This window comes from Vibrio algicola (assembly GCF_009601765.2).
GTDB lineage: Bacteria > Pseudomonadota > Gammaproteobacteria > Enterobacterales > Vibrionaceae > Vibrio > Vibrio algicola.
On sequence record NZ_CP045699.1, the window covers coordinates 2,435,069 to 2,458,580 of the forward strand.

General features: G+C 43.4%; 13 protein-coding genes, 4 tRNA genes and 5 rRNA genes. 8 read left to right on the plus strand and 14 right to left on the minus strand.

What is annotated here, in order from left to right; all coding sequences use genetic code 11:
- Positions 1-252, plus strand: coding sequence for a ubiquinone biosynthesis accessory factor UbiK (ubiK, locus tag GFB47_RS11135; protein WP_153448027.1), 252 nt, complete (start codon positions 1-3; stop codon positions 250-252).
- Between the two features lie 313 nt (positions 253-565).
- Here the strand turns inward: ubiK and ilvC are convergent, their stop codons facing one another.
- On the minus strand, positions 566-2,050 hold the full coding sequence (gene ilvC / locus GFB47_RS11140) for a ketol-acid reductoisomerase (protein WP_153448028.1): 1,485 nt from the start codon (positions 2,048-2,050) through the stop codon (positions 566-568).
- A 139-nt stretch (positions 2,051-2,189) separates the two neighbouring features.
- On the opposite strand from ilvC, the gene ilvY reads away from it, so the two are divergent.
- On the plus strand, positions 2,190-3,080 hold the full coding sequence (gene ilvY / locus GFB47_RS11145; RefSeq protein ID WP_153448029.1) for an HTH-type transcriptional activator IlvY: 891 nt from the start codon (positions 2,190-2,192) through the stop codon (positions 3,078-3,080).
- 68 nt (positions 3,081-3,148) lie between these two features.
- On the opposite strand, the gene rrf (GFB47_RS11150) is transcribed toward ilvY, so the two are convergent.
- The 10 genes from rrf (GFB47_RS11150) to GFB47_RS11195 form a co-directional block, all read right to left on the minus strand.
- Positions 3,149-3,264: ribosomal RNA gene (rrf, locus tag GFB47_RS11150) — 5S ribosomal RNA — on the minus strand.
- A 39-nt stretch (positions 3,265-3,303) separates the two neighbouring features.
- Positions 3,304-3,380, minus strand: a tRNA-Thr gene (locus GFB47_RS11155).
- A 106-nt stretch (positions 3,381-3,486) separates the two neighbouring features.
- A 5S ribosomal RNA gene (gene rrf, locus GFB47_RS11160) occupies positions 3,487-3,602 on the minus strand.
- A gap of 130 nt (positions 3,603-3,732) precedes the next feature.
- Positions 3,733-6,618 (minus strand): 23S ribosomal RNA (locus GFB47_RS11165).
- A 309-nt stretch (positions 6,619-6,927) separates the two neighbouring features.
- Positions 6,928-7,003: transfer RNA gene (locus tag GFB47_RS11170), tRNA-Ala, on the minus strand.
- A 40-nt stretch (positions 7,004-7,043) separates the two neighbouring features.
- Positions 7,044-7,120, minus strand: a tRNA-Ile gene (locus tag GFB47_RS11175).
- A gap of 70 nt (positions 7,121-7,190) precedes the next feature.
- Positions 7,191-8,733, minus strand: a 16S ribosomal RNA gene (locus tag GFB47_RS11180).
- The 16S, 23S and 5S rRNA genes sit together here with 3 tRNA genes alongside, the layout of an rRNA operon.
- A 545-nt stretch (positions 8,734-9,278) precedes the next feature.
- Positions 9,279-9,800 carry a menaquinone-dependent protoporphyrinogen IX dehydrogenase gene (gene hemG / locus GFB47_RS11185; RefSeq protein ID WP_153448030.1) on the minus strand — a complete coding sequence of 174 codons (522 nt, stop codon included), beginning with the start codon at positions 9,798-9,800 and terminating at the stop codon, positions 9,279-9,281.
- Between the two features lie 5 nt (positions 9,801-9,805).
- On the minus strand, positions 9,806-11,263 hold the full coding sequence (locus tag GFB47_RS11190; RefSeq protein WP_153448031.1) for a TrkH family potassium uptake protein: 1,458 nt from the start codon (positions 11,261-11,263) through the stop codon (positions 9,806-9,808).
- Positions 11,264-11,316: 53 nt separating this feature from the next.
- Entirely contained in the window at positions 11,317-11,934 is a 618-nt protein-coding gene (locus tag GFB47_RS11195; protein WP_153448032.1) for a YigZ family protein, read from the minus strand.
- Positions 11,935-12,173: 239 nt separating this feature from the next.
- On the opposite strand from GFB47_RS11195, the gene fadB reads away from it, so the two are divergent.
- Positions 12,174-14,339 (plus strand): fatty acid oxidation complex subunit alpha FadB, encoded by a 2,166-nt coding sequence (gene fadB / locus GFB47_RS11200; RefSeq protein WP_153448033.1) that lies wholly within the window; start codon positions 12,174-12,176, stop codon positions 14,337-14,339.
- Positions 14,340-14,376: 37 nt separating this feature from the next.
- The gene (fadA, locus tag GFB47_RS11205) at positions 14,377-15,543 is read left to right on the plus strand and encodes an acetyl-CoA C-acyltransferase FadA (RefSeq protein ID WP_153448034.1); all 1,167 of its coding nucleotides are present in this window, start codon (positions 14,377-14,379) and stop codon (positions 15,541-15,543) included.
- 126 nt (positions 15,544-15,669) lie between these two features.
- Here the strand turns inward: fadA and GFB47_RS11210 are convergent, their stop codons facing one another.
- Positions 15,670-18,192 (minus strand): class I adenylate cyclase, encoded by a 2,523-nt coding sequence (locus tag GFB47_RS11210; protein WP_153448035.1) that lies wholly within the window; start codon positions 18,190-18,192, stop codon positions 15,670-15,672.
- Positions 18,193-18,448: 256 nt separating this feature from the next.
- Between GFB47_RS11210 and hemC the strand changes: the two genes are divergently transcribed.
- Genes hemC through GFB47_RS11230 form a run of 4 tightly spaced genes read left to right on the plus strand, consistent with a single transcriptional unit; the run spans position 18,449 to position 22,422 of the window.
- Positions 18,449-19,384, plus strand: coding sequence for a hydroxymethylbilane synthase (gene hemC, locus GFB47_RS11215; RefSeq protein ID WP_153448036.1), 936 nt, complete (start codon positions 18,449-18,451; stop codon positions 19,382-19,384).
- A gap of 2 nt (positions 19,385-19,386) precedes the next feature.
- Positions 19,387-20,148, plus strand: a complete 762-nt coding sequence (locus tag GFB47_RS11220; protein ID WP_153448037.1) for a uroporphyrinogen-III synthase — start codon at positions 19,387-19,389, stop codon at positions 20,146-20,148.
- On the plus strand, positions 20,135-21,241 hold the full coding sequence (locus GFB47_RS11225) for a uroporphyrinogen-III C-methyltransferase (protein WP_153448038.1): 1,107 nt from the start codon (positions 20,135-20,137) through the stop codon (positions 21,239-21,241). The genes GFB47_RS11220 and GFB47_RS11225 overlap by 14 nt, the downstream gene beginning before the upstream one ends.
- Positions 21,241-22,422, plus strand: a complete 1,182-nt coding sequence (locus GFB47_RS11230; RefSeq protein ID WP_153448039.1) for a heme biosynthesis protein HemY — start codon at positions 21,241-21,243, stop codon at positions 22,420-22,422. The genes GFB47_RS11225 and GFB47_RS11230 overlap by 1 nt, the downstream gene beginning before the upstream one ends.
- 789 nt (positions 22,423-23,211) lie before the next feature.
- Here the strand turns inward: GFB47_RS11230 and GFB47_RS11235 are convergent.
- Both GFB47_RS11235 and rrf (GFB47_RS11240) read right to left on the minus strand, forming a co-directional pair.
- Positions 23,212-23,302 (minus strand) — tRNA-Ser (locus GFB47_RS11235).
- Positions 23,303-23,381: 79 nt separating this feature from the next.
- Positions 23,382-23,497, minus strand: a 5S ribosomal RNA gene (gene rrf, locus GFB47_RS11240).
- Positions 23,498-23,512 lie beyond the last annotated feature (15 nt).

Here is a 23,512-nt window from a genome sequence, read left to right on the forward strand (position 1 = left end):
ATGTTTGATGCTAAAAAATTAGAACAAATCGCAAAGCAGATCCATGAATCTATGCCTGCGCCAGTAAAAGAGCTTGGCTCAGATGTAAACCAAAAGGTTCAGCAAGTCATTCAAGGTCAATTAAATAAGCTTGACGTGGTATCGCGTGAAGAGTTTGATGTGCAGACTCAAGTGTTATTACGCACTCGTCAAAAATTGAATGAATTAGATGCAAAATTCGCTGAAATTGAAACAAAATTAAGCGAAAAGTAATACCAATTCCATTTAAGATTTGATCAATTTAATACGCCGAAAAGACGCTAATCCGTCCTTGGTCGCTTGATAAAGGCCATCCATGGCCTTTGACACTTTTCTCTGTACGCAATTTTGAACGATCATTAAATTTATGACATTGATATAACAATTTAAAGCTCTACAGAAGCCCAAAAGGCTTGCCATACGGCAAGCCTTTTTTATCTAGTACGAAATTACACTGGAATATCTCTGACGTTCTAACAGCTGGCGCGGAGTTGACGAGAGTCAATGAACACCAACGACACCGAAAGCCTGAGATATAACAAGTAATTTAGCCGCCAACGGCAATGCGTTTCATATCTTTCATATAGCCACGTAATTCTTGACCAATCCACTCAACCGGATGGTTACGCAATGCATCATTGATTTCAATCAACTGACCATTATCAACGTAATTACTTTCTTCATTTAAGCCTTTACCAATCACATCGGTAGAAACATTCGGCATGAATTTTTCACGCAGAAGAGGCGTTGCAACATTCGCAAATAAATAGTTACCATACTCAGCCGTATCCGAGATAACAACGTTCATTTCATATAAACGCTTACGAGCCACGGTGTTGGCAATAAGTGGCAGCTCATGCAAAGATTCATAGTAAGCCGACTCATCAATAATACCTGATGCTGTCATTGCTTCAAACGCAAGCTCAACTCCAGCGCGAACCATAGCGATCATTAAAATACCGTTATCGAAGTATTCTTGTTCTAAGATTTCAACATCGGACTCAGGGTAATTTTCAAATGCTGTTTGACCTGTCTCTTCACGCCAACCAAGTAGATTAACATCATCATTCGCCCAATCAGCCATCATGGTGCGAGAGAACTCACCACCAATAATGTCATCCATGTGCTTGTTGTACAGTGGACGCATAAGATCTTTCAGTTCTTCAGATAATTCAAACGCTTTCACTTTGGCAGGGTTAGATAGACGATCCATCATGTGAGTCACACCACCGAATTTCAATGCTTCGGTAATGGTCTCCCAACCAAACTGCAGTAATTTACCGGCATAACCTGCGTCGATACCATCAGCGATCATTTTCTCATAACAAACAATTGAACCCGCTTGTAGCATACCGCACAAAATGGTTTGCTCACCCATAAGGTCAGATTTTACTTCCGCAACAAATGAAGACTCAAGTACGCCGGCACGATGACCGCCAGTTGCAGCAGCCCACGCCTTAGCAATCTCTAAACCATCACCTTGTGGATCATTTTCTGGGTGCACCGCAATAAGAGTTGGAACACCAAAGCCACGTTTATATTCTTCACGCACTTCAGTACCTGGGCACTTAGGTGCCACCATAACAACAGTAATATCTTTACGGATCTGCATCCCTTCTTCTACGATATTAAAACCATGTGAATAACCTAATGTTGCTCCTTGTTTCATTAACGGCATCACGGTTTCAACCACATTAGTGTGTTGCTTATCAGGGGTCAGGTTCACCACAAGATCCGCTTCTGGGATCAGAGTTTCATAACTTGCTACTTCAAAACCATTATCTTTGGCATTTTTGAATGATTGACGTTGCTCATCAATCGCCGCTTGACGTAGTGCATAAGCAACATTTAGACCTGAATCGCGCATATTTAAGCCTTGGTTTAGACCTTGCGCACCACAGCCAACAATCACGACTTTTTTACCTTTTAGGTAATCCGCTTCTTGAGCAAATTCTTCGCGATCCATAAAACGACAACGACCAAGTTGGTCAAGCTGCTCACGTAAGTTTAAAGTATTGAAGTAGTTAGCCATGCTGTAAATCCTTTAAGTTATAAATCCGTTATGTGAGTGTTTACTCAATGAAACCATATTAAACCACGAATTTAATTGTCTAAAGTGATATATTCACAAGTTATTCTTGCAAAAAATGCAATCATAGAACGAGGTCACAATGAACATAAAAAGTCTCAATTTATTTGTTCATTTATGCAGCAGTCAGAGTTTTAGTAAAACAGCAGCCGCAATGCATATAAGTCCATCGGCATTAAGTCGACAGATACAAAAGCTAGAAGACGAGGTTGGTCAGCGATTGTTAACTCGTGATAATCGAAGTGTCGAGCTTACTAATGCAGGAAAACGCTTGTTACCTGTCGCGACCAATATCACTGGAGACTGGGGACAGTTTTGTCATGCTATGCAAGGTAAAGAACAGACCTTAAGCGGAGAAATTCGATTATTTTGTTCCGTCACCGCCAGCTTTAGCCATTTACCTGAACTATTAAGTGATTTTCGCTTAGCTTATCCAAATATTGAACTCAAATTATCCACTGGCGATCCCGCTCAAGCGATAAACAAGTTAATGACCGATGAAGCTGATATCGTAATAAGTGCGATGCCAACTCAACTCCCAGCGCGATTAGTTTTTGAGACCATAGGCGAAATACCGTTATCTGTGATCGCCCCAACGAATCTCAGTAGTTTCAGCCATGAACTGCAAAAGGAACAACCCAATTGGGATCAAATACCTTTTATTATTCCAGCTGCTGGCACGGCAAGAGATCGCAGTAACACTTGGTTTAAAGACATGAAAATTAAACCTAATATTTATGCTCAAGTATCAGGCCATGAGGGGGTCTTAAGTATGGTTGCATTAGGTTTAGGGGTTGGAATTACACCTGATGTCGTGATTAATAATAGCCCGGTAAAAGATAAAATTCAGCGCCTAAAAGTGGCATCAATTAAACCTTTTAAATTAGGGATATGCTGCCAAAAATCGCAATTAGACAACCCATTAATCAATGCATTATGGCAAGTTTCACAAAATAAATTTATCAAAACATAACGTTACGTATTTTCATAGTATACAGATACGGAAAAGGCCTCCCACGAATGGGAGGCCTTAAAATATAAGCCTAGCGATGTCCTACTCTCACATGGGGAAACCCCACACTACCATCGGCGCTATTGCGTTTCACTTCTGAGTTCGGCATGGAATCAGGTGGGTCCACAATGCTATGGTCGCTAAACAAAATCTGTACGACTAATTTGATAATGTCGTTTAATACTGGTGCTGATACCCAGACTCGAACTGGGGACCTCACCCTTACCAAGGGTGCGCTCTACCGGGCTGAGCTATATCAGCATTTTATTCTAATCATAAAAAGCCCGTTTAAAACGGGCTTTTTATTTTATCTTTAGATTTTTAATAAAAACTTAAAGATAACCTCTTTTTAAAGAGGAAAATCAAAGCCTGGCGATGTCCTACTCTCACATGGGGAAACCCCACACTACCATCGGCGCTATTGCGTTTCACTTCTGAGTTCGGCATGGAATCAGGTGGGTCCACAATGCTATGGTCGCCAAGCATATTCTTTGTTAAGACGATTTCGTCTTAACTAATTCGGAAAGCTGCTTTGCTAATTCGTTCTCACACAAATTCAAGTATCTATCTGTATCTTCTATTAAATCCAACAACAAAACCCTTTAGGTGTTGTATGGTTAAGCCTCACGGGCAATTAGTACAGGTTAGCTCAATGCCTCGCAGCACTTACACACCCTGCCTATCAACGTTCTAGTCTCGAACAACCCTTTAGGACGCTTAAAGCGCCAGGGAAGACTCATCTCAGGGCTCGCTTCGTGCTTAGATGCTTTCAGCACTTATCGATTCCGAACTTAGCTACCGGGCAATGCCATTGGCATGACAACCCGAACACCAGTGGTTCGTCCACTCCGGTCCTCTCGTACTAGGAGCAGCCCCCTTCAATCTTCCAACGCCCACGGCAGATAGGGACCGAACTGTCTCACGACGTTCTAAACCCAGCTCGCGTACCACTTTAAATGGCGAACAGCCATACCCTTGGGACCGACTTCAGCCCCAGGATGTGATGAGCCGACATCGAGGTGCCAAACACCGCCGTCGATATGAACTCTTGGGCGGTATCAGCCTGTTATCCCCGGAGTACCTTTTATCCGTTGAGCGATGGCCCTTCCATTCAGAACCACCGGATCACTATGACCTGCTTTCGCACCTGCTCGAATTGTCATTCTCGCAGTCAAGCGGGCTTATGCCATTGCACTAACCACACGATGTCCAACCGTGTTTAGCCCACCTTCGTGCTCCTCCGTTACTCTTTGGGAGGAGACCGCCCCAGTCAAACTACCCACCAGGCACTGTCCACAATCCCGATTAGGGACCTATGTTAGAACATCAAAACTACAAGGGTGGTATTTCAAGGACGACTCCACATCATCTAGCGACAATGCTTCAAAGTCTCCCACCTATCCTACACATGTAGGTTCAATGTTCAGTGCCAAGCTGTAGTAAAGGTTCACGGGGTCTTTCCGTCTAGCCGCGGGTACACTGCATCTTCACAGCGATTTCAATTTCACTGAGTCTCGGGTGGAGACAGCGTGGCCATCATTACGCCATTCGTGCAGGTCGGAACTTACCCGACAAGGAATTTCGCTACCTTAGGACCGTTATAGTTACGGCCGCCGTTTACCGGGGCTTCGATCAAGAGCTTCGACCGAAGTCTAACCCCATCAATTAACCTTCCGGCACCGGGCAGGCGTCACACCGTATACGTCATCTTACGATTTTGCACAGTGCTGTGTTTTTAATAAACAGTTGCAGCCACCTGGTATCTGCGACTCCCGTCAGCTTAGAGAGCAAGTCTCATCACCAACAGGAGCGTACCTTCTCCCGAAGTTACGGTACCATTTTGCCTAGTTCCTTCACCCGAGTTCTCTCAAGCGCCTTGGTATTCTCTACCCGACCACCTGTGTCGGTTTGGGGTACGATTTCTTATAAACTGAAGCTTAGAGGCTTTTCCTGGATGGCATCAATGACTTCATCACCGTAGTGACTCGACATCGTGTCTCAGCCTAACAATTTCCCGGATTTACCTAAGAAATTAGCCTACGCACTTGAACCTGGACAACCATCGCCAGGCCCACCTAGCCTTCTCCGTCCCCCCATCGCATTTATAAGAAGTACGGGAATATTAACCCGTTTCCCATCGACTACGCTTTTCAGCCTCGCCTTAGGGGTCGACTTACCCTGCCCCGATTAACGTTGGACAGGAACCCTTGGTCTTCCGGCGAGGGAGTTTTTCACTCCCTTTATCGTTACTCATGTCAGCATTCGCACTTCTGATACCTCCAGCAAACTTCTCAGTTCACCTTCAACGGCTTACAGAACGCTCCCCTACCCAGCATAATAAATTATGCTGCCGCAGCTTCGGTGTATAGCTTAGCCCCGTTACATCTTCCGCGCAGGCCGACTCGACCAGTGAGCTATTACGCTTTCTTTAAATGATGGCTGCTTCTAAGCCAACATCCTGGCTGTCTGAGCCTTCCCACATCGTTTCCCACTTAGCTATACTTTGGGACCTTAGCTGGCGGTCTGGGTTGTTTCCCTCTCCACGACGGACGTTAGCACCCGCCGTGTGTCTCCCGGATATTACTTACTGGTATTCGGAGTTTGCAAAGGGTTGGTAAGTCGGGATGACCCCCTAGCCTTAACAGTGCTCTACCCCCAGTAGTATTCGTCCGAGGCGCTACCTAAATAGCTTTCGGGGAGAACCAGCTATCTCCAGGTTTGATTGGCCTTTCACCCCTAGCCACAAGTCATCCGCTAATTTTTCAACATTAGTCGGTTCGGTCCTCCAATTGATGTTACTCAATCTTCAACCTGCCCATGGCTAGATCACCTGGTTTCGGGTCTAATCCTAGCAACTATTCGCCCAGTTAAGACTCGGTTTCCCTACGGCTCCCCTAAACGGTTAACCTTGCTACTAAAATTAAGTCGCTGACCCATTATACAAAAGGTACGCAGTCACACCACGAAGGTGCTCCTACTGCTTGTACGTACACGGTTTCAGGTTCTATTTCACTCCCCTCACAGGGGTTCTTTTCGCCTTTCCCTCACGGTACTGGTTCACTATCGGTCAGTCAGGAGTATTTAGCCTTGGAGGATGGTCCCCCCATATTCAAACAGGATATCACGTGTCCCGCCTTACTCGTTTTCACTTAGTATGATGTGTCGGTTACGGGGCTATCACCCTGTATCGCGGCACTTTCCAGAGCCTTCACCTGCATCATATAAAGCTTAAGGGCTAATCCAATTTCGCTCGCCGCTACTTTCGGAATCTCGGTTGATTTCTCTTCCTCCGGGTACTTAGATGTTTCAGTTCCCCGGGTTCGCCTTATTAACCTATGTATTCAGTTAATAATACGTGCTTATGCACGTGGGTTTCCCCATTCGGAAATCGTAGACTCAAGTGGCTTTTACTGCCTTATCTACGCTTATCGCAAGTTAATACGTCCTTCATCGCCTCTGACTGCCTAGGCATCCACCGTGTACGCTTATTCACTTAACCATACAACCCAAAAGGGTCTTATGTATGTTCAACTAAATAAGGTTTAGTTTTTTGTTTATTCAAGAGGGTAATCTTGAATAAACGATTTGCCGGACTCAATAGAACAAACCATAAATGGTTTGTAGAATACAAGACACTTGAATGTGTGTTGTTACTCATCACTTGCAAGCAAGTAATAAGATTTGAGAACTTTTATTTTGAACAAATAACCTTGGTTATTTATTCAGTCAGCTTTCCAAATTGTTAAAGAGCAAGTTATATCTTTCGATGTAACCATTTTTAAATACTCTCAAGGAGAATACTTAAAGATGGTGGAGCTATGCGGGATCGAACCGCAGACCTCCTGCGTGCAAGGCAGGCGCTCTCCCAGCTGAGCTATAGCCCCATCGTTTCTTAATGTTGACCAATTCTCTCTGGAGGAAAATTGGTGGGTCTGAGTGGACTTGAACCACCGACCTCCCGCTTATCAGGCGAGCGCTCTAACCAGCTGAGCTACAGACCCAACATTAAAACTCTTAACTTTTCTAAACCTAATCAATCTGTGTGGGTACTCATCAAAAATAACCTTTTCGTAAGGAGGTGATCCAGCCCCAGGTTCCCCTAGGGCTACCTTGTTACGACTTCACCCCAGTCATGAACCACAAAGTGGTAAGCGTCCTCCCCGAAAGGTTAAACTACCTACTTCTTTTGCAGCCCACTCCCATGGTGTGACGGGCGGTGTGTACAAGGCCCGGGAACGTATTCACCGTGGCATTCTGATCCACGATTACTAGCGATTCCGACTTCATGGAGTCGAGTTGCAGACTCCAATCCGGACTACGACGCACTTTTTGGGATTCGCTCACTATCGCTAGCTTGCTGCCCTCTGTATGCGCCATTGTAGCACGTGTGTAGCCCTACTCGTAAGGGCCATGATGACTTGACGTCGTCCCCACCTTCCTCCGGTTTATCACCGGCAGTCTCCCTGGAGTTCCCGACATTACTCGCTGGCAAACAAGGATAAGGGTTGCGCTCGTTGCGGGACTTAACCCAACATTTCACAACACGAGCTGACGACAGCCATGCAGCACCTGTCTTACAGTTCCCGAAGGCACATCAGCGTCTCCGCCGACTTCTGTAGATGTCAAGAGTAGGTAAGGTTCTTCGCGTTGCATCGAATTAAACCACATGCTCCACCGCTTGTGCGGGCCCCCGTCAATTCATTTGAGTTTTAATCTTGCGACCGTACTCCCCAGGCGGTCTACTTAACGCGTTAGCTCCGAAAGCCACGGCTCAAGGCCACAACCTCCAAGTAGACATCGTTTACGGCGTGGACTACCGGGGTATCTAATCCCGTTTGCTCCCCACGCTTTCGCATCTGAGTGTCAGTATCTGTCCAGGGGGCCGCCTTCGCCACTGGTATTCCTTCAGATCTCTACGCATTTCACCGCTACACCTGAAATTCTACCCCCCTCTACAGTACTCTAGTTTGCCAGTTTCAAATGACCTTCCGAGGTTGAGCCCCGGGCTTTCACATCTGACTTAACAAACCACCTGCATGCGCTTTACGCCCAGTAATTCCGATTAACGCTCGCACCCTCCGTATTACCGCGGCTGCTGGCACGGAGTTAGCCGGTGCTTCTTCTGTTGCTAACGTCAAGCTACGCAGCTATTAACTACGCAACCTTCCTCACAACTGAAAGTACTTTACAACCCGAAGGCCTTCTTCATACACGCGGCATGGCTGCATCAGGCTTTCGCCCATTGTGCAATATTCCCCACTGCTGCCTCCCGTAGGAGTCTGGGCCGTGTCTCAGTCCCAGTGTGGCTGATCATCCTCTCAGACCAGCTAGGGATCGTCGCCTTGGTGAGCCATTACCTCACCAACTAGCTAATCCCACATAGGCGTATCCTAACGCGCGAGGCCCGAAGGTCCCCCGCTTTGCTCCGAAAAGATTATGCGGTATTAACAGTCGTTTCCAACTGGTATCCCCCACATCAGGGCAACTTCCTATGCATTACTCACCCGTCCGCCGCTCGTCAGCAGATAGCAAGCTATCTCTGTTACCGCTCGACTTGCATGTGTTAGGCCTGCCGCCAGCGTTCAATCTGAGCCATGATCAAACTCTTCAATTTAAGATTTTGATTCCCTTAATTAAAAGGGAGTGACTCAACGAATACTGACTTCAAAACTAATCTTTATCCGAAGATAAAGTGTAATTTTAAAGCTATTACCATTCCAACAGAATGGTAATGAATTGACTGTGCCGAACAATAAATTGTTCAATTTGGTCACTCAGTTCATTGAAATCATTTTTGCTTCGCCTCTTCGTTAAAAAAGACGAGCTTTATTGATTATCATCAACGAGTGCCCACACAGATTGATAGGTTTAAATTGTTAAAGAGCAACTGTTCGTGCGACTTGCGTCTCGTTGAACAGGGCGGCCATTTTAACGATTTGATTGAGCGTGTCAAACACTTTCTGCAATCTTTTTTCGTTAACCTTTTTGAGAAGGTTATGACCTCTAACTCGTTGCGGCCGTTAGGCTCTGTGCTCCGTGTCAGTGAGGTCGCATTATAGAGATCACCGTCACATTGGCAAGGCCTATTTTGCATTTTTATTGTTTTTTTTACTGTTCGAATAAAAAAGGAACGAAAAAGTGGAAAACTGGTGCTTTTCTCTACTTTTGTTTAATCTGGAGAGCAAACTCAGTGACTTTTTCCCAATTGGTATACTCAACTTCTTTACTGGTATCAGTCTCACCACCAGTCATCGTCATAATAAGACGGATCATTACTCGGTCTAACCAACGATAACGAGGATAATAAAGCGCACCAGCAAACACACCAATCAATTTTGGTTGCCAGGTAGATTTAACTAAAAACTTTTGGATATAACTACTTCCTTTAGGCGTGTCCTTTCCTTCTTTACGAGCGGTTAAGTTGACGCCATAAAAAAAAGACTCCATCGCTTGAAGCTGTTGCTCATTCTTATTGATAAAGCTATATAGCTTTTTATTGAAGTGCCCATAGCGAATAGAAGCACCTATAATCACTTTTTCATACTGCGTCAAATCGACATCATCCGCTTCTATAAGGTTCAATAACTGGCAATTTTCTACACCAATCTGATTAGCAATATGGTTGGCAATTTTATGGGTTTGACCATCTGTGGTTGAATATAATATGAGATATTTTTTCACAACAACTAACTCTTCCAAAATGTAGGGGTAAATAAAATAAGTAAAGTAAATACTTCGAGACGACCAAACAGCATAGAAATAATCAAAACCCACTTAGCACTGTCATTAACATTAGCAAAGTGAACCGCGACCTCTCCCAAGCCTGGTCCAAGGTTATTAAGTGTGGCGGCGACTGCAGAAAATGCACTTAGCTCGTCCATACCTGAAGCAATCAAACCCAACATACACAAAACAAAAACCAGCGCATAAGCTGAGAAAAACCCCCAAACAGCATCAACCACTCGTTGAGACAATACCTTACCGCCAATCTTAATGGGGTATACCGCTCTAGGGTGAACTAAGCGTTTTAACTCTCGCCCTCCTTGCAGGGTGAGTAATAACACTCGAATCACCTTTAACCCCCCGCCAGTAGAACCCGCACATCCACCGATAAATGAAGAGAACAATAACAGCACAGGTAAAAATAGTGGCCACTGAGAAAAACCTGTTGTGGTAAAACCTGCAGTAGTGGATATCGATACCGTTTGAAACAGTACTTGGTCAAACGTTTCAAATGTTGTTAACTCTGTCTGATGCACTAGCAGAATAACAAAGCATAATAAAAACAATAAGAATTGGATCACGATAAAGGCACGAAACTCAGGATCGCGCCAATAATATTTAGGGTGAACACCACCGGAAGAAAAGGCCGCAAAGTGAAGAGAGAAATTACACGCCGAAATCAACAAGAATATTACCGTGATCATATTGATCACCGGGCTGTTGAAATAACCCATACTAGCATCGTGAGTAGAGAAACCACCGATCGCAATAGTCGAGAAGCTATGACATATCGCATCAAACAAACTCATACCGGCTAACCAAAACGCAGCCGCACAGGCAACCGTTAAGCTTAGATAGATATACCATAAGACTTTTGCTGTCTCCGCGATACGAGGTGTCATTTTGTTATCTTTTACCGGGCCTGGAATTTCAGCGCGATAAAGCTGCATACCACCGATACCTAAGATAGGTAAAATAGCGACGGCTAGTACAATGATACCCATCCCACCAAACCATTGTAAAAATTGGCGGTAAAACAAAATAGCTTTTGGCAGTTCATCTAAGCCAACTAACACCGTCGCGCCAGTTGTGGTTAGAGCAGAAAACGATTCAAAAAAAGCATCTGTAATAGAAACATTGGGATTATTAGATAATAAAAACGGTAATGAGCCCGCACTGCCGATAACCACCCAGAATAACACCACGATCAAAAAACCATCGCGAGACTTCAGTTCTTTCTTTTGATCTCGGTTGAGCAACCAACACAAGCCACCACAGATTAACAAGACAAAAAAAGTGGTAATGAAAGGCACACCAGCACCATCGCGATACAACAAAGCCACCAGCGCAGGGGCCAACATTGATAAGCTAAATAAGGCCAATAATAAGCCGATGATGCGAATGATTGATCGAAACTGCATAGTCAATAATGAAGACGAGCTTCAAAGTTCCTTTTAAATAAAAACAGCTTCTATCATTGAAGCTCACTAATACGCACTCTGGCGCTCGATTTATTAATTAAAGCCTGTGTAAATACCGCGCACTCTCTTATATCTACCTCAACCACTAATAGAATATGAGAGCCAAAGTTTGCCTCTATTTGTGATGCTTGAAATTGTGCCATCACCGATTGCACCAACGGCATTAAAGCGTAGTCTAACTCTAGCTGTACTTGAGTTGTGATTTTTTTTTCAATTGTTTGAAGTTGCTTGAGTGCTTGTTGAACTCCACCACCATACGCCTTGACCAAGCCACCAGTTCCAAGTTTGATTCCACCAGAGTAACGAGTCACTACCGCCGTTAGTTCACCAACACCAGAACCCGATAACTGCGCTAAGATAGGTTTACCTGCCGTACCCGATGGCTCGCCATCATCGCTAAAGCCCCATAGCAAGGAATCTTCTGGCCTCCCCGCGACAAATCCCCAACAATTATGCCTCGCACTGGCATGTTGGCTTTTTACTTGCTCGATAAAGTTTTTCGCCATCTCAACACTTGGGGTATGCGCCAAATGTGTAATAAATACACTTTTCTTAATTTCTTCTTCAAATTCAGTGCTAGCAATCGGGATCAAATAAGGTTGGTCATTCATAAGCGTTAACAATAAAAAACAATCGTTCGAGTTTAGCATAAATCAACAAGTTAACTGGTGGTTAAATGACCGAGCCCACAAAAGTTAAACAATTGTTTGAAAAATGTATTGCAGTTAACATTTGACCGATCAACACTAAAAGGACCTGGTCAAACCAGATAATAACTATAATGAATTTGCGATGGTCAATACGTAATAAGATCTATCCGCAATACCTTTGTTCGTCATGGAGATAAACAATGATTTACCAAGACTCATCCCTATACGTGAAGGAATTACAAGACGGCATTGCTCAACTAACGTTTAATGCTGAATCGTCTGTAAATACCCTCAACACCAAAACGCTTAGTGCTTTTGACAGCGCGCTCGATGCGATTAAATCTCACAATGGTATTCAAGGCTTAATTATTTCATCTGAAAAAGATGCCTTTATTGTGGGCGCTGATATCAAAGAGTTCTTAGGATTATTTGCCAAGCCGACCGAAGAGCTCGATCACTGGGTCAAATATGCCAACGATATTTTTTGTAAATTAGAAGATCTGCCTTTCCCGACGCTTTCTGTTATTCGCGGTTTTGCTTTAGGTGGCGGGTGCGAGTTGATTCTATCTACCGATCTGCGAATTGGTGATGCCACCGCAGTGATAGGATTACCGGAAACCAAATTGGGCATTATTCCTGGTTTTGGTGGCACCGTGCGTATGCCGCGTATTCTTGGCGCCGATAATGCAATGGAGCTTATTGCCACCGCCAAGCAACTGCGCGCCGATGAAGCGATTAAAATTGGTTTACTCGATGCCATTGTAGAAACCGATGCCCTGCAAGCTTCTGCCATCAGTACTATCAAACAAGCACAACAAGGCCAAATTGATTGGCAAGCTCGTCGTAGCCAAAAAACAGCGCCACTATCACTCAGTAAAATTGAATCCTTGATGAGTTTCACCATGGCAAAAGGGATGATCTCTCAAAAATCCCTGCCTCATTATCCAGCGCCGATAGCCTCAGTTAAAGCAATTGAAGAAGCCTCAACATCTCACCGTGATGCTGCACTTGATATTGAACGTAAATACTTTATCAAAATGGCTCAAACCGAAGTGGCACAATCTTTAATTGGTTTGTTTTTAAATGACCAATACATCAAAGGACTTGCTAAAAAAGCAGCGAAGGCCGCACCAAAAACCGAACGCGCAGCGGTATTAGGCGCAGGGATCATGGGTGGCGGCATTGCTTATCAATCAGCATCGAAAGGTGTTCCGGTATTAATGAAAGATATTGCCCAGCCATCGCTTGATCTAGGCATGACCGAAGCATCTAAATTACTGAATAAGCAATTAGAGCGAGGTCGTATTGATGGCTTTAAGTTGTCAAAAGTACTTGGTTCTATTACCCCAAGCCTTCACTACGCAGGAATTGAACAAGCCGATATTATCGTTGAAGCCGTGGTGGAAAACCCAAAAGTCAAAGCCGCAGTATTGGCCGAAGTTGAAGTGCATGCAGCCGAAGGCACGGTATTAGCATCAAATACTTCAACCATTCCAATTAACTTACTGGCTAAATCAGTCAAGCACCCAGAAAATTTCTGTGGTATGCACTTTTTTAACCCAGTACATCGCATGCCGCTAGTAGAAATTATTCGCGGTGAACAGACTTCGGATGAAACCATTAATCGTGTGGTCGCATACGCAGCGCAAATGGGTAAGTCGCCAATCGTAGTCAATGATTGCCCTGGCTTCTTCGTCAACCGTGTTCTGTTCCCTTATTTTGGTGGCTTTAGTTTATTGCTGCGCGATGGTGCTGATTTCACTCAAATTGATAAAGTGATGGAGCGTAAGTTTGGTTGGCCAATGGGGCCTGCATATCTACTTGATGTGGTCGGGCTTGATACTGCTCATCATGCACAAGATGTAATGGCGCAAGGTTTCCCTGAGCGTATGGGTAAAAACGGCCCAGATGCCATTGGTGCTTTATATGATGCTAATAAATTTGGCCAGAAGAATGGCAGTGGCTTTTATGCTTACTCCCTCGACCGTAAAGGCAAACCAAGCAAAAAATTTGATAACGAAGTACTCGCACTCTTTGCTGATATTGCTGCTGAAAGTAAAGACTTCTCAGATGAAGAAATCATTAACCGCACCATGATCCCTATGATTAATGAAGTGGTTCTCTGTCTACAAGAAGGCATTATTGCGACGCCACAAGAAGCGGATATGGCACTGGTTTATGGACTGGGCTTCCCTCCATTCCGTGGCGGTGTTTTCCGTTACCTAGACAGTATTGGCATTCAAACTTATATCCAAGCTGCCGCTCAATACCAAGAGCTAAGCCCTATGTATCAGGTCCCTCAGCTATTAATTGATATGGCACAGAAAAATGAGACTTTCTACTCAAGCCAACAGGCTGCGGTATAACGATTTTGGATAAGCGATTAGTTTAAGGAAAAGCAGAATGAATAATGTAGTAATTGTTGATTGTATTCGTACCCCTATGGGTCGCTCAAAGGCTGGGGCATTTCGTCATGTTCGTGCTGAAGATCTGTCCGCACATTTAATGAAAGGGATTTTAAAACGAAATCCAAAGGTCGATCCAAAAGAAATTGAAGATGTGTATTGGGGTTGTGTCCAGCAAACACTCGAACAAGGCTTTAATATTGCCCGTAACGCTGCATTATTAGCGGGTATTCCTAAAAATGTTGGCGCAGTAACGGTTAACCGCTTATGTGGATCATCGATGCAAGCTCTGCACGATGCATCACGAGCCATCATGGTTGGCGATGCGCAAATTTGCTTAATTGGTGGTGTGGAACACATGGGTCATGTCCCAATGAATCACGGCGTCGACTTCCACCCGGGGCTCGCGAAAAACATTGCGAAAGCATCTGGCATGATGGGACTGACCGCTGAAATGCTGGGTAAAGTACATGGCATTAGTCGTGAAGCTCAAGATGAATTCGGTGCTCGCTCGCATCGTCGTGCTCAAGCAGCAACGGTTGAAGGACGTTTTAAAAATGAAATCCTACCGATGGAAGGTCATTTAGCTGACGGTTCACTTGCTTTGTTTGATTATGATGAAGTAATCCGCCCAGAGACAACAGTGGAAACCCTCTCTCAATTGCGCCCGGTATTTGATCCGGCCAATGGCACCGTGACAGCAGGAACATCTTCTGCATTATCTGATGGTGCTTCTGCCATGCTCGTAATGAGTGAACAAAAAGCCAAAGAGTTAGGTTTGCCTATTCGTGCCCGAATTCGTTCTATGGCCGTCGCCGGCTGTGATCCATCTACCATGGGTTACGGCCCTGTTCCTGCTACTCAAAAAGCACTGCAACGCGCTGGCTTGAGTATCCAGGATATGGGTATGATTGAGCTTAATGAAGCGTTTGCGGCTCAAGCACTACCTTGTGCCAAAGATCTTGGTTTACTGGATGTCATGGAAGAAAAAGTGAATCTTAACGGTGGGGCGATTGCTCTTGGCCATCCACTTGGGTGTTCTGGCTCTCGGATCTCAACCACTCTCATCAACTTAATGGAAAGTAATGATGTGCAATTTGGTTTAGCCACTATGTGTATTGGTTTAGGTCAAGGTATTGCCACGGTATTTGAACGGGTAGAATAAACGCCAGAAAAATACGCTTAGCTCTATATTGTTGCTGAATACAACAAAAAAAGGCTTCTGATACCTTTCAGATTAAAAGAAAGTATCAGAAGCCTTTTTATTACTTATCAATATCGGAATCGAAAACTAGGAAGCACTAACCTCAACTTGGCCAGATGAACCAGAACCAGTACTGCGATAAGGCACCACATAGCTCTCCCCTTCATTTGGGTGGATCACTTGGTAGTACTGAGGCAAGTTAAAATTACACTTCAATTCTTCGCCTTCATGGCTATTGGTGGTGTAAAAGCGATTTACGTTACTGATCATCGCATCTTTATCACCATCAAACTGGCGATAAACTTCCACATTATTGGCTTCATCCAACACGTAAATATTAAATCCGTCACCATCATCTTCAAAAAAGAACTGGATCAAGCCTTCACTAGCAAACGCATCCACGACATCTGGCGGTGGTAATTCTTGGTTCTTACCCGCAACCAGCACTGCCGAGCCTTGTAATTTATTACTCGAAATATTGCTGTAAAAATCAATCGAGTTCTCTAGCTTCATCACCGATACACCACGTCGTTCAAAGAATAAACCATACATTTGGTTTGCTACTTTGAGCACTTTAAAGCGGCGACGCTTTTCATTCTCAACCGGTTTCAAACGTAGATCGATACACTCAGCCAGCAATTGATACACCATATTACGCATCATGCCGCGCATATTTTGGCTATAACAGAACACATCAACCGACTCTGGCGGGCGAGCGTCTTGGTGCATTTTTCCTAAAATGGTTTTCAGCGCTTCTATAATCGCATTTTGGCCCGAAAAGTGCAGTGTTCTGACTTCATGCCATGAGTTGCGATACACTAAATCGACACTGGTAACCAAACATTGCTGCTGCTCAGAAAAACTAAAGATATCAACATTCTTCTGGGCACCTTTTAACTGCTGAGTCGTTAAATTAGCCGTCGGATCGCTTTCTAGATTAATAAAAATAGACAGCTGACTCACTTCGCACGGGCTACCTAGGGCTTGCATGGTCGGTTGGCGTTTACGCAAAGAAAAAGTATTGCGTAAGTCACTCACCATTTGATAAAGCTTATCCATATCCAGTTGTGCATCACGAACGACAGCTTCTAGATGTGTACCTTCAGTGATCAAGCCATTAAAAAATGCCCACGCCACTAATTTACTTAAATATTGATTATGCTCTAACGGTGCTTTTCCTAATATTTCATAAGGATCAAGCGCATGTTTATACAGATACCAGCCCGGTTGATTAGTTCGTCCTTGCGGTACTTGAATAAAGGTTAAATTAGGTTCATGTAAATCAGGCGATATTTGTGAATTTAATAATGTCACTTTGCCTGGCAGAGTTTCAAATGCAGCGTACAGTTTACGCGCCAAAATACTAATATCTTGCGGGCTTATCGCCGAGGTAATGTCATGGCGACGGGCAAATTGGATCAAATTACGGTAGCTCAGCATTAAAGCATCAAGCAACTCGTGATGTACCTTTTTTACTTGTTCCACTTTCCAATGGCGACGGTTGTCTAATTCTTCAATCAGCGCATCAGACCAGCCCCAATCGGAAACCAAATCTTGAATCGCCGAATGACGCCACGCAACATGGTTGTCCCCTGCCGAACGGGATAATTTTTCATGCGTTTTTAAATAGAAACAGCGACGCACTAACTCTAGTCGGCGTTGATCGCCAATACGTTCAAGATAACGAGTCACTTTTTCCAGCATTAGATAATAACTATCCATGCCATATTCTTTCTGCTCGCAGGCAAAAAATCGACGCTTAGTATCAACACTCAATAATTGAGGATTTGGGTACTCCCAAGAATAAGACTCCAATAAAATCGCTTTCAAAACTGATTTGTAAGGTGAATCGATACTTTTATATAGCTGCCACAGGTTGGATCCAAAATACTCTTCTGCAGGAATACGGTGCAACTGACCAAAGTCGATCCATTCAGAACAATCTAGCTGGCCACTTCCACACAGTTGCTCGACATATTCGTCGTAGCACTCTTCCATTTCAGGTGGCACGATTTTCCATAGCAATCGTTGCCCAGCAAGACGAACCGCTGAACGATAAAATTCATCTAACAATAAAAGGTGTTGCGATGAGCCACAATTATCACCAGTCATTTCTTCAGATTGATTAGTACGAAAACGATTTTCATCCATTAAGAAGAAATTGGCTTCAACACCAAAGCCTTTCGCCCATTCAGTAACGGCTAAACATTTGTTGCTCAACAGAACCCTATCTTCCAATCGCATTTCTGATGAGATACACACCCAAATATCTAAATCACTTGAAGAACTTTGCCCTACCGACGAAGTGCTTCCCATGGTGTATAAAGAACGAATATGTTGAGTTGGATCAGAATGGCTTACTGTTGCCTCATAACCCAACATATCGAGCAATAACTGCTGCTGAATATCAGTCAGGGTAAAGTTTGCAATACCACTCGGCGTGTTATCGCCAGAAAAACCTGGTAGCTGAGTATGATTGAAGTGCAATAGCGTAGGAATAAGGTGGAAAACTTGTTGGCTGGTTTTATCCATCAATGACAAAGCTCGCTCAATCCTTTGCTGATTAAGCGCATCTAGCTTTTGTATTAATGATTGGGTGTATGCCTGCAAGATAAATTCCTAGCACTACTATATGAATAAGAGAACCTTGGCTTACTATTGTGGAGCAAGCTAAAACTGTGATCAATCTAACACTTTTTTATAAAAGGGTAAACATTATACAACTTTATCATCCTACCACTTTAGTCTCTATCACCTATTTACCTATGCTTATCGGTTGTTTATCAAAATTTTGGCGCTAAAAGTAAGCGTTTTAAGTTAAGAATGTTAGGATGAGTAATAACAAAATTGATTAAAAAGGTTCCTTATGTCTACCACTCCAATTCGTATCGCGACTCGAAAAAGCCCTCTCGCTCTATGGCAAGCTTATTATGTTAGAGATGCCTTACAGCAAGCTCATCCGGGCCTAGAAGTAGAACTAGTCACGATGGTAACTAAAGGGGATATTATCTTAGACACTCCTTTGGCAAAAGTTGGTGGTAAAGGTTTATTCGTTAAAGAACTCGAAGTAGCAATGCTAGAAGGACGCGCCGATTTAGCCGTGCATTCAATGAAAGATGTACCTGTCGATTTTCCTGACGGTTTAGGCCTAGTCACCATTTGTGAACGCGAAGATCCGCGCGATGCTTTTGTGTCAAGCACCTACCCTAACGTCGATGCGCTGCCACAAGGTGCGGTGGTTGGTACTTGTAGCTTACGTCGCCAATGCCAATTAAAAGAACGTCGCCCTGATCTGATCATCAAAGATTTACGTGGCAACGTCGGAACCCGCTTAGGGAAACTCGATGCCGGTGAATATGATGCGATCGTATTAGCTGCGGCAGGTCTAAAGCGTCTCAAACTTGAAGATCGCATTCGTAGCTTTATTGAACCAGAAGAATCTCTGCCAGCAGTAGGCCAAGGCGCAGTTGGGATTGAATGCCGACTGGATGATGAACGTTTACTAAAACTGCTTGCTCCTCTCAATCATACCGACACCCAAGACCGAGTATTATGTGAGCGCGCCATGAACCTCACACTTGAAGGCGGTTGTCAGGTACCGATTGGTAGCTACTCACTATTAGATGGCGACAATATCTGGCTACGCGGTTTAGTGGGCGAACCGGATGGCTCAACGATTATTCGTGGTGAAGTCCGCGGTTTACGTAAGGATGCAGAACAACTGGGCGTCACGCTTGCCAATCAATTACTCAATGATGGCGCTAAAGTAATCTTAGAAAAACTGTACGCTGATCACGACTAACGATGAGTGTTCTGGTAACTCGTCCAGGAGAGGATGGCGCGGATTTATGCTATCAATTAAGCAGACTCGGTATTGAGAGTCAGCACCACCCTCTTTTGCGATTTGAGCAAGGAAAAGATAACGAAACACTTCACTGCACCCTTAAGCATTGCGATATTGTCATCGCGGTCAGCCAATATGCAGTTCATTGGGCTTATCAGACTTTAAAGCAACAACACCGCCCATTTCCCTCGCAGATCCACTACTTTGCTATTGGAAATAAAACGGCGCAATTATTACAGCAATACAGTGCGCAGCGTGTTATCTCACCTAAAATCAGTGACAGTGAACACTTACTGGACTTACCAGCTTTGAAGTTAGTCAAAAATCAGCGTATTTTAATTCTAAGGGGTAATGGTGGGCGCGAGTTAATTTATCAAACTCTACAACAACGTGGAGCGTCTGTTGATTACAGCGAAATCTATCAACGATCTTATTTGCCCATAACTAAAGACGTATTTTCGCAGTGGCAATTAGCCAATATCAAACAATTAGTCGTCACCAGTAGTGACCAATTACATTACCTAATTTCACACACACCGAATGATTACCTAGCTTGGATAAAACAGCTAAAACTTTATCTCCCAAGTATACGTATTGAGCAACAAGCAAAACAACTTGGTTTTTCGCATATAATAAATACAGGAAGTGCCGCTAATTCAGTTTTACTGGAATACATTAGCGGAAAAACTAATACAGTAGGATCAAAATATGACCGACAATAATTCAACCAACGCTGCCGTCACCCAAACAAGCCAAGCTTCTCATTCAGCGGCAAGCAATAAAAAAACCAAAAAGCCCGGCAGCAAGCGAGCGACTGCAGCAATTATATTGGCATTATTGGTTGCCGGTTCCGTTGTCGCCTATGAGCAATATCAATATACCCAAAATCAAAAAACGATTGGCAAACTCAGCGCGCAAGTTACTCAATTACAAAATAATATAAACCAACAACTGCAAGACAATAAGCAACAGTTTCAAAAAGACAGTCAGCACTTGATCCACAAAGTGGGCACCAATAGCGAGCAGCAACAAAAGAGCATCAAAAGTTTGCAGCTTGCCTTAGCCGATATAAAAGGTCGCAGTCCAAACGATTGGTTATTAGCCGAAGCGGACTACTTAACTAAAATGGCCGGCAGAAAGCTATTTTTAGAACATGACATTGAATCTGCGACTCAACTAATGCAATCGGCCGATCAACGTATCGCCGCTTTAAACGATCCAAGCTTAGTCAGCTTACGCAAATCGATGGCAGAAGATATCACCCAACTAAAATCCTTACCTATTATTGACCGTGATGGACTAATCATAAATTTAATTAGCCTACAAACTGAAATTGACAAGCTTCCATTAGCCAATTCACTGCTACCTAAAGAAGAGAAAAAACAAGATATTGCGGTATCGGAAGACATCAATGATTGGCAAGATAACCTGCTCACATCAGTCAAAGATTTTACCGGTCATTTCATTACCTTCAGAACGCGTGATGGCAATGCTACCCCACTACTGTCACCTGAACAGCACTTTTATTTTAAAGAAAATATGAAGGCAAAATTAGAGGGGGCAATTAAAGGGGTCAATGTCGAAAATAATGATATTTATCAAGCATCTTTGCAAGCAGCACTGGATTGGTCGAATAAATACTTCAATCAACATTCATTGAAAGTACAGAAATTCGAACAAGCCTTACGTCAACTAAAAGAAAAAAATATTACCGTAAACTATCCGGTTAAGCTTAAATCTCAAAAGCCATTAACCGATGTTATTTCCGATCGTTTACGTCGCTCAGTCACTGTTGTGGGTAAAGGAGATAAATAATGTTTCGATTAATTTTCCTTTTTATTGTCTTAGGCTTAGGCTTATTTGTTGGCACTCAATTTTCTGATCAACAAGGTTATGTACTGATCTCAATTGCCAACACCACAACCGAAATGAGCGTCACTACCTTAGTCATTTTTGTGGTTGGTGTATTAGCCGCTTTATACATTGCTGAAAATATTATTAAACGTGGTTTACGAGCCAGTAGTGCCACTTGGAACTGGTTTAGTGTGCGTAAATTAAAACGCGCACGTCGTTATACCAATGAAGGCATCATTAAATTATTAGAAGGCGACTGGCAAGCGGCAGAAAAAAAAGTGACTCGTTGGGCTAATCATCATGACATGCCTATCCTTTGTCATTTAATTGCCGCAGAAGCCGCGCAAGGTATGGGTGATGAAACCAAACGTAAAAAATATCTGGCTTTAGCATTAGAACTCGACAAAAACTCTCTGGCTGTAGAGATAACCCAGATCCGCCAAATGGTAAGAAATAACCAATACGCTGATGCCCATGCTCACCTTGAAAAGTTGAAGGGTCGTTATCCCAATAACACTATTGTCTTAAATTTATTAAAGAAAACCTATCAACATCTGCAATTATGGACGGCGTTAGATGAACTGCTACCTAAATTAAAAAAGACCAAGCTTATTCAAAATGAAGAGTATCAAACTCTATATTATCAAGTTCAATTAGGAAAAATGGAAGAAATTGGATCTCAAAAAGGCACCAGTGGCTTATTAGCCTATTGGAGCAATTTACCTAAAAAGCTTAAACAAGATGAGAACGTTGTCCGCTTGATGGTTGAGCAACTTATCGAGACTAAAGGCGATTCTGAGGCTTATGTGATATTAAGAGATAGCCTCAAACAATCACCTTCCGCTCTATTGTTGCCACTTCTTACCGAGATCCATTTACCGGATACCTATCCAGCCATTGTTCTATTAGAAGGAATAGTGAAAAAAAGCAAAGATCACGCCGAAGCCAACAGTACACTAGGCCAACTTTACCTTCGTGAACATAAGTGGCCTGAAGCCCAGAATGCCTTTGAACAGTCATTGAAGCAACGCGCTAGTGTTACAGATTATTCTTATCTTGCCGATGCTTTAGAGCATCAAAATATGCACCAAGCCGCGGGTGATGTATCCCGCAAAGCGTTAAGTTTAATGACTTCAAAATAGAAATTTAACTCAACAACCAAAACCTAGCCAAGCAAACGGCTAGGTTTTTTTTGCTTAAGATAAACACTCGCTAGAGGATGTTATACCAATTCCATTTAATATTTGATCAATTTGAATGCGCCGAAAAGACGCTGATCCGTCCTTGGTCGCTTGAGAAAAGGCCATCTATGGCCTTTGACACTTTTCTCTGTACTCAATTTTGAACGCTCATTAAATTTATGGAATTGGTATTAATTAAGATCTTCAGCATAATCAAATGCCTCTGTATTCATCGAAACTCAATCTTTCTAGAATTGGTCACATCCATATCGCTCAGAAAAACAGAGCGTCACAGACTAATGTCGCCAAGATACTAAAGCCTAATCAGTTAATCTTCCAGATTGATATAAAGCATCATGCCAGCTCATCTGAAAATTTCTCAAATTACAGAATAGAGCTACATACGGTCGTGATCATGGGGTGTAGGTTGGCATATAGCCGATTTAGCGAATGAATTTGATAACGTAAACATAATCAAACATCTCGGAACTAACTCCAATAGAGCAAGTTTGAAGAGGGTTACACCGGCAGTAACAATGGGTGGCGTTGACAATGGTTTGTTAGAATGCTCAAAAAGGTGACTCGAATGCACTCGCGGGGCTAGATAAACCCAGTTCATTGTTCGTTTTTCAGCTGGTATAAACAACATGAAACTTTGTTTATTTTCATCAAAAAACAGTTACAGAAAATTAAATTCTTAAACGTTAGATATGAAAAAACCCACTGCAAGCAGTGGGTTATCTCGAATAGTGGTGGAGGGATAGGGATTTGAACCCTAGGCCCGCTATTAACAGGCGCCGGTTTTCAAGACCGGTGCTTTCGACCACTCAGCCATCCCTCCACAAATTGTTACCATCTAAAGTCTTATTTGAGTGCTTTATACAGTATTCCATCAGTTTTAAACTGATACTTTTATTCAAGCCTGGCGATGTCCTACTCTCACATGGGGAAACCCCACACTACCATCGGCGCTATTGCGTTTCACTTCTGAGTTCGGCATGGAATCAGGTGGGTCCACAATGCTATGGTCGCCAAGCAATATTCTTTGTTA

Bases quoted from the DNA above. Each gene is read 5' to 3' on its own strand.
- ubiK (WP_153448027.1), top strand. From the start codon at position 1: ATGTTTGATGCTAAAAAATTAGAACAAATCGCAAAGCAGATCCATGAA.
- ilvC (WP_153448028.1), bottom strand. From the start codon at position 2,050: ATGGCTAACTACTTCAATACTTTAAACTTACGTGAGCAGCTTGACCAA.
- ilvY (WP_153448029.1), top strand. From the start codon at position 2,190: ATGAACATAAAAAGTCTCAATTTATTTGTTCATTTATGCAGCAGTCAG.
- GFB47_RS11190 (WP_153448031.1), bottom strand. From the start codon at position 11,263: ATGCAGTTTCGATCAATCATTCGCATCATCGGCTTATTATTGGCCTTA.
- GFB47_RS11195 (WP_153448032.1), bottom strand. From the start codon at position 11,934: ATGAATGACCAACCTTATTTGATCCCGATTGCTAGCACTGAATTTGAA.
- fadB (WP_153448033.1), top strand. From the start codon at position 12,174: ATGATTTACCAAGACTCATCCCTATACGTGAAGGAATTACAAGACGGC.
- fadA (WP_153448034.1), top strand. From the start codon at position 14,377: ATGAATAATGTAGTAATTGTTGATTGTATTCGTACCCCTATGGGTCGC.
- hemC (WP_153448036.1), top strand. From the start codon at position 18,449: ATGTCTACCACTCCAATTCGTATCGCGACTCGAAAAAGCCCTCTCGCT.
- GFB47_RS11220 (WP_153448037.1), top strand. From the start codon at position 19,387: ATGAGTGTTCTGGTAACTCGTCCAGGAGAGGATGGCGCGGATTTATGC.
- GFB47_RS11225 (WP_153448038.1), top strand. From the start codon at position 20,135: ATGACCGACAATAATTCAACCAACGCTGCCGTCACCCAAACAAGCCAA.
- GFB47_RS11230 (WP_153448039.1), top strand. From the start codon at position 21,241: ATGTTTCGATTAATTTTCCTTTTTATTGTCTTAGGCTTAGGCTTATTT.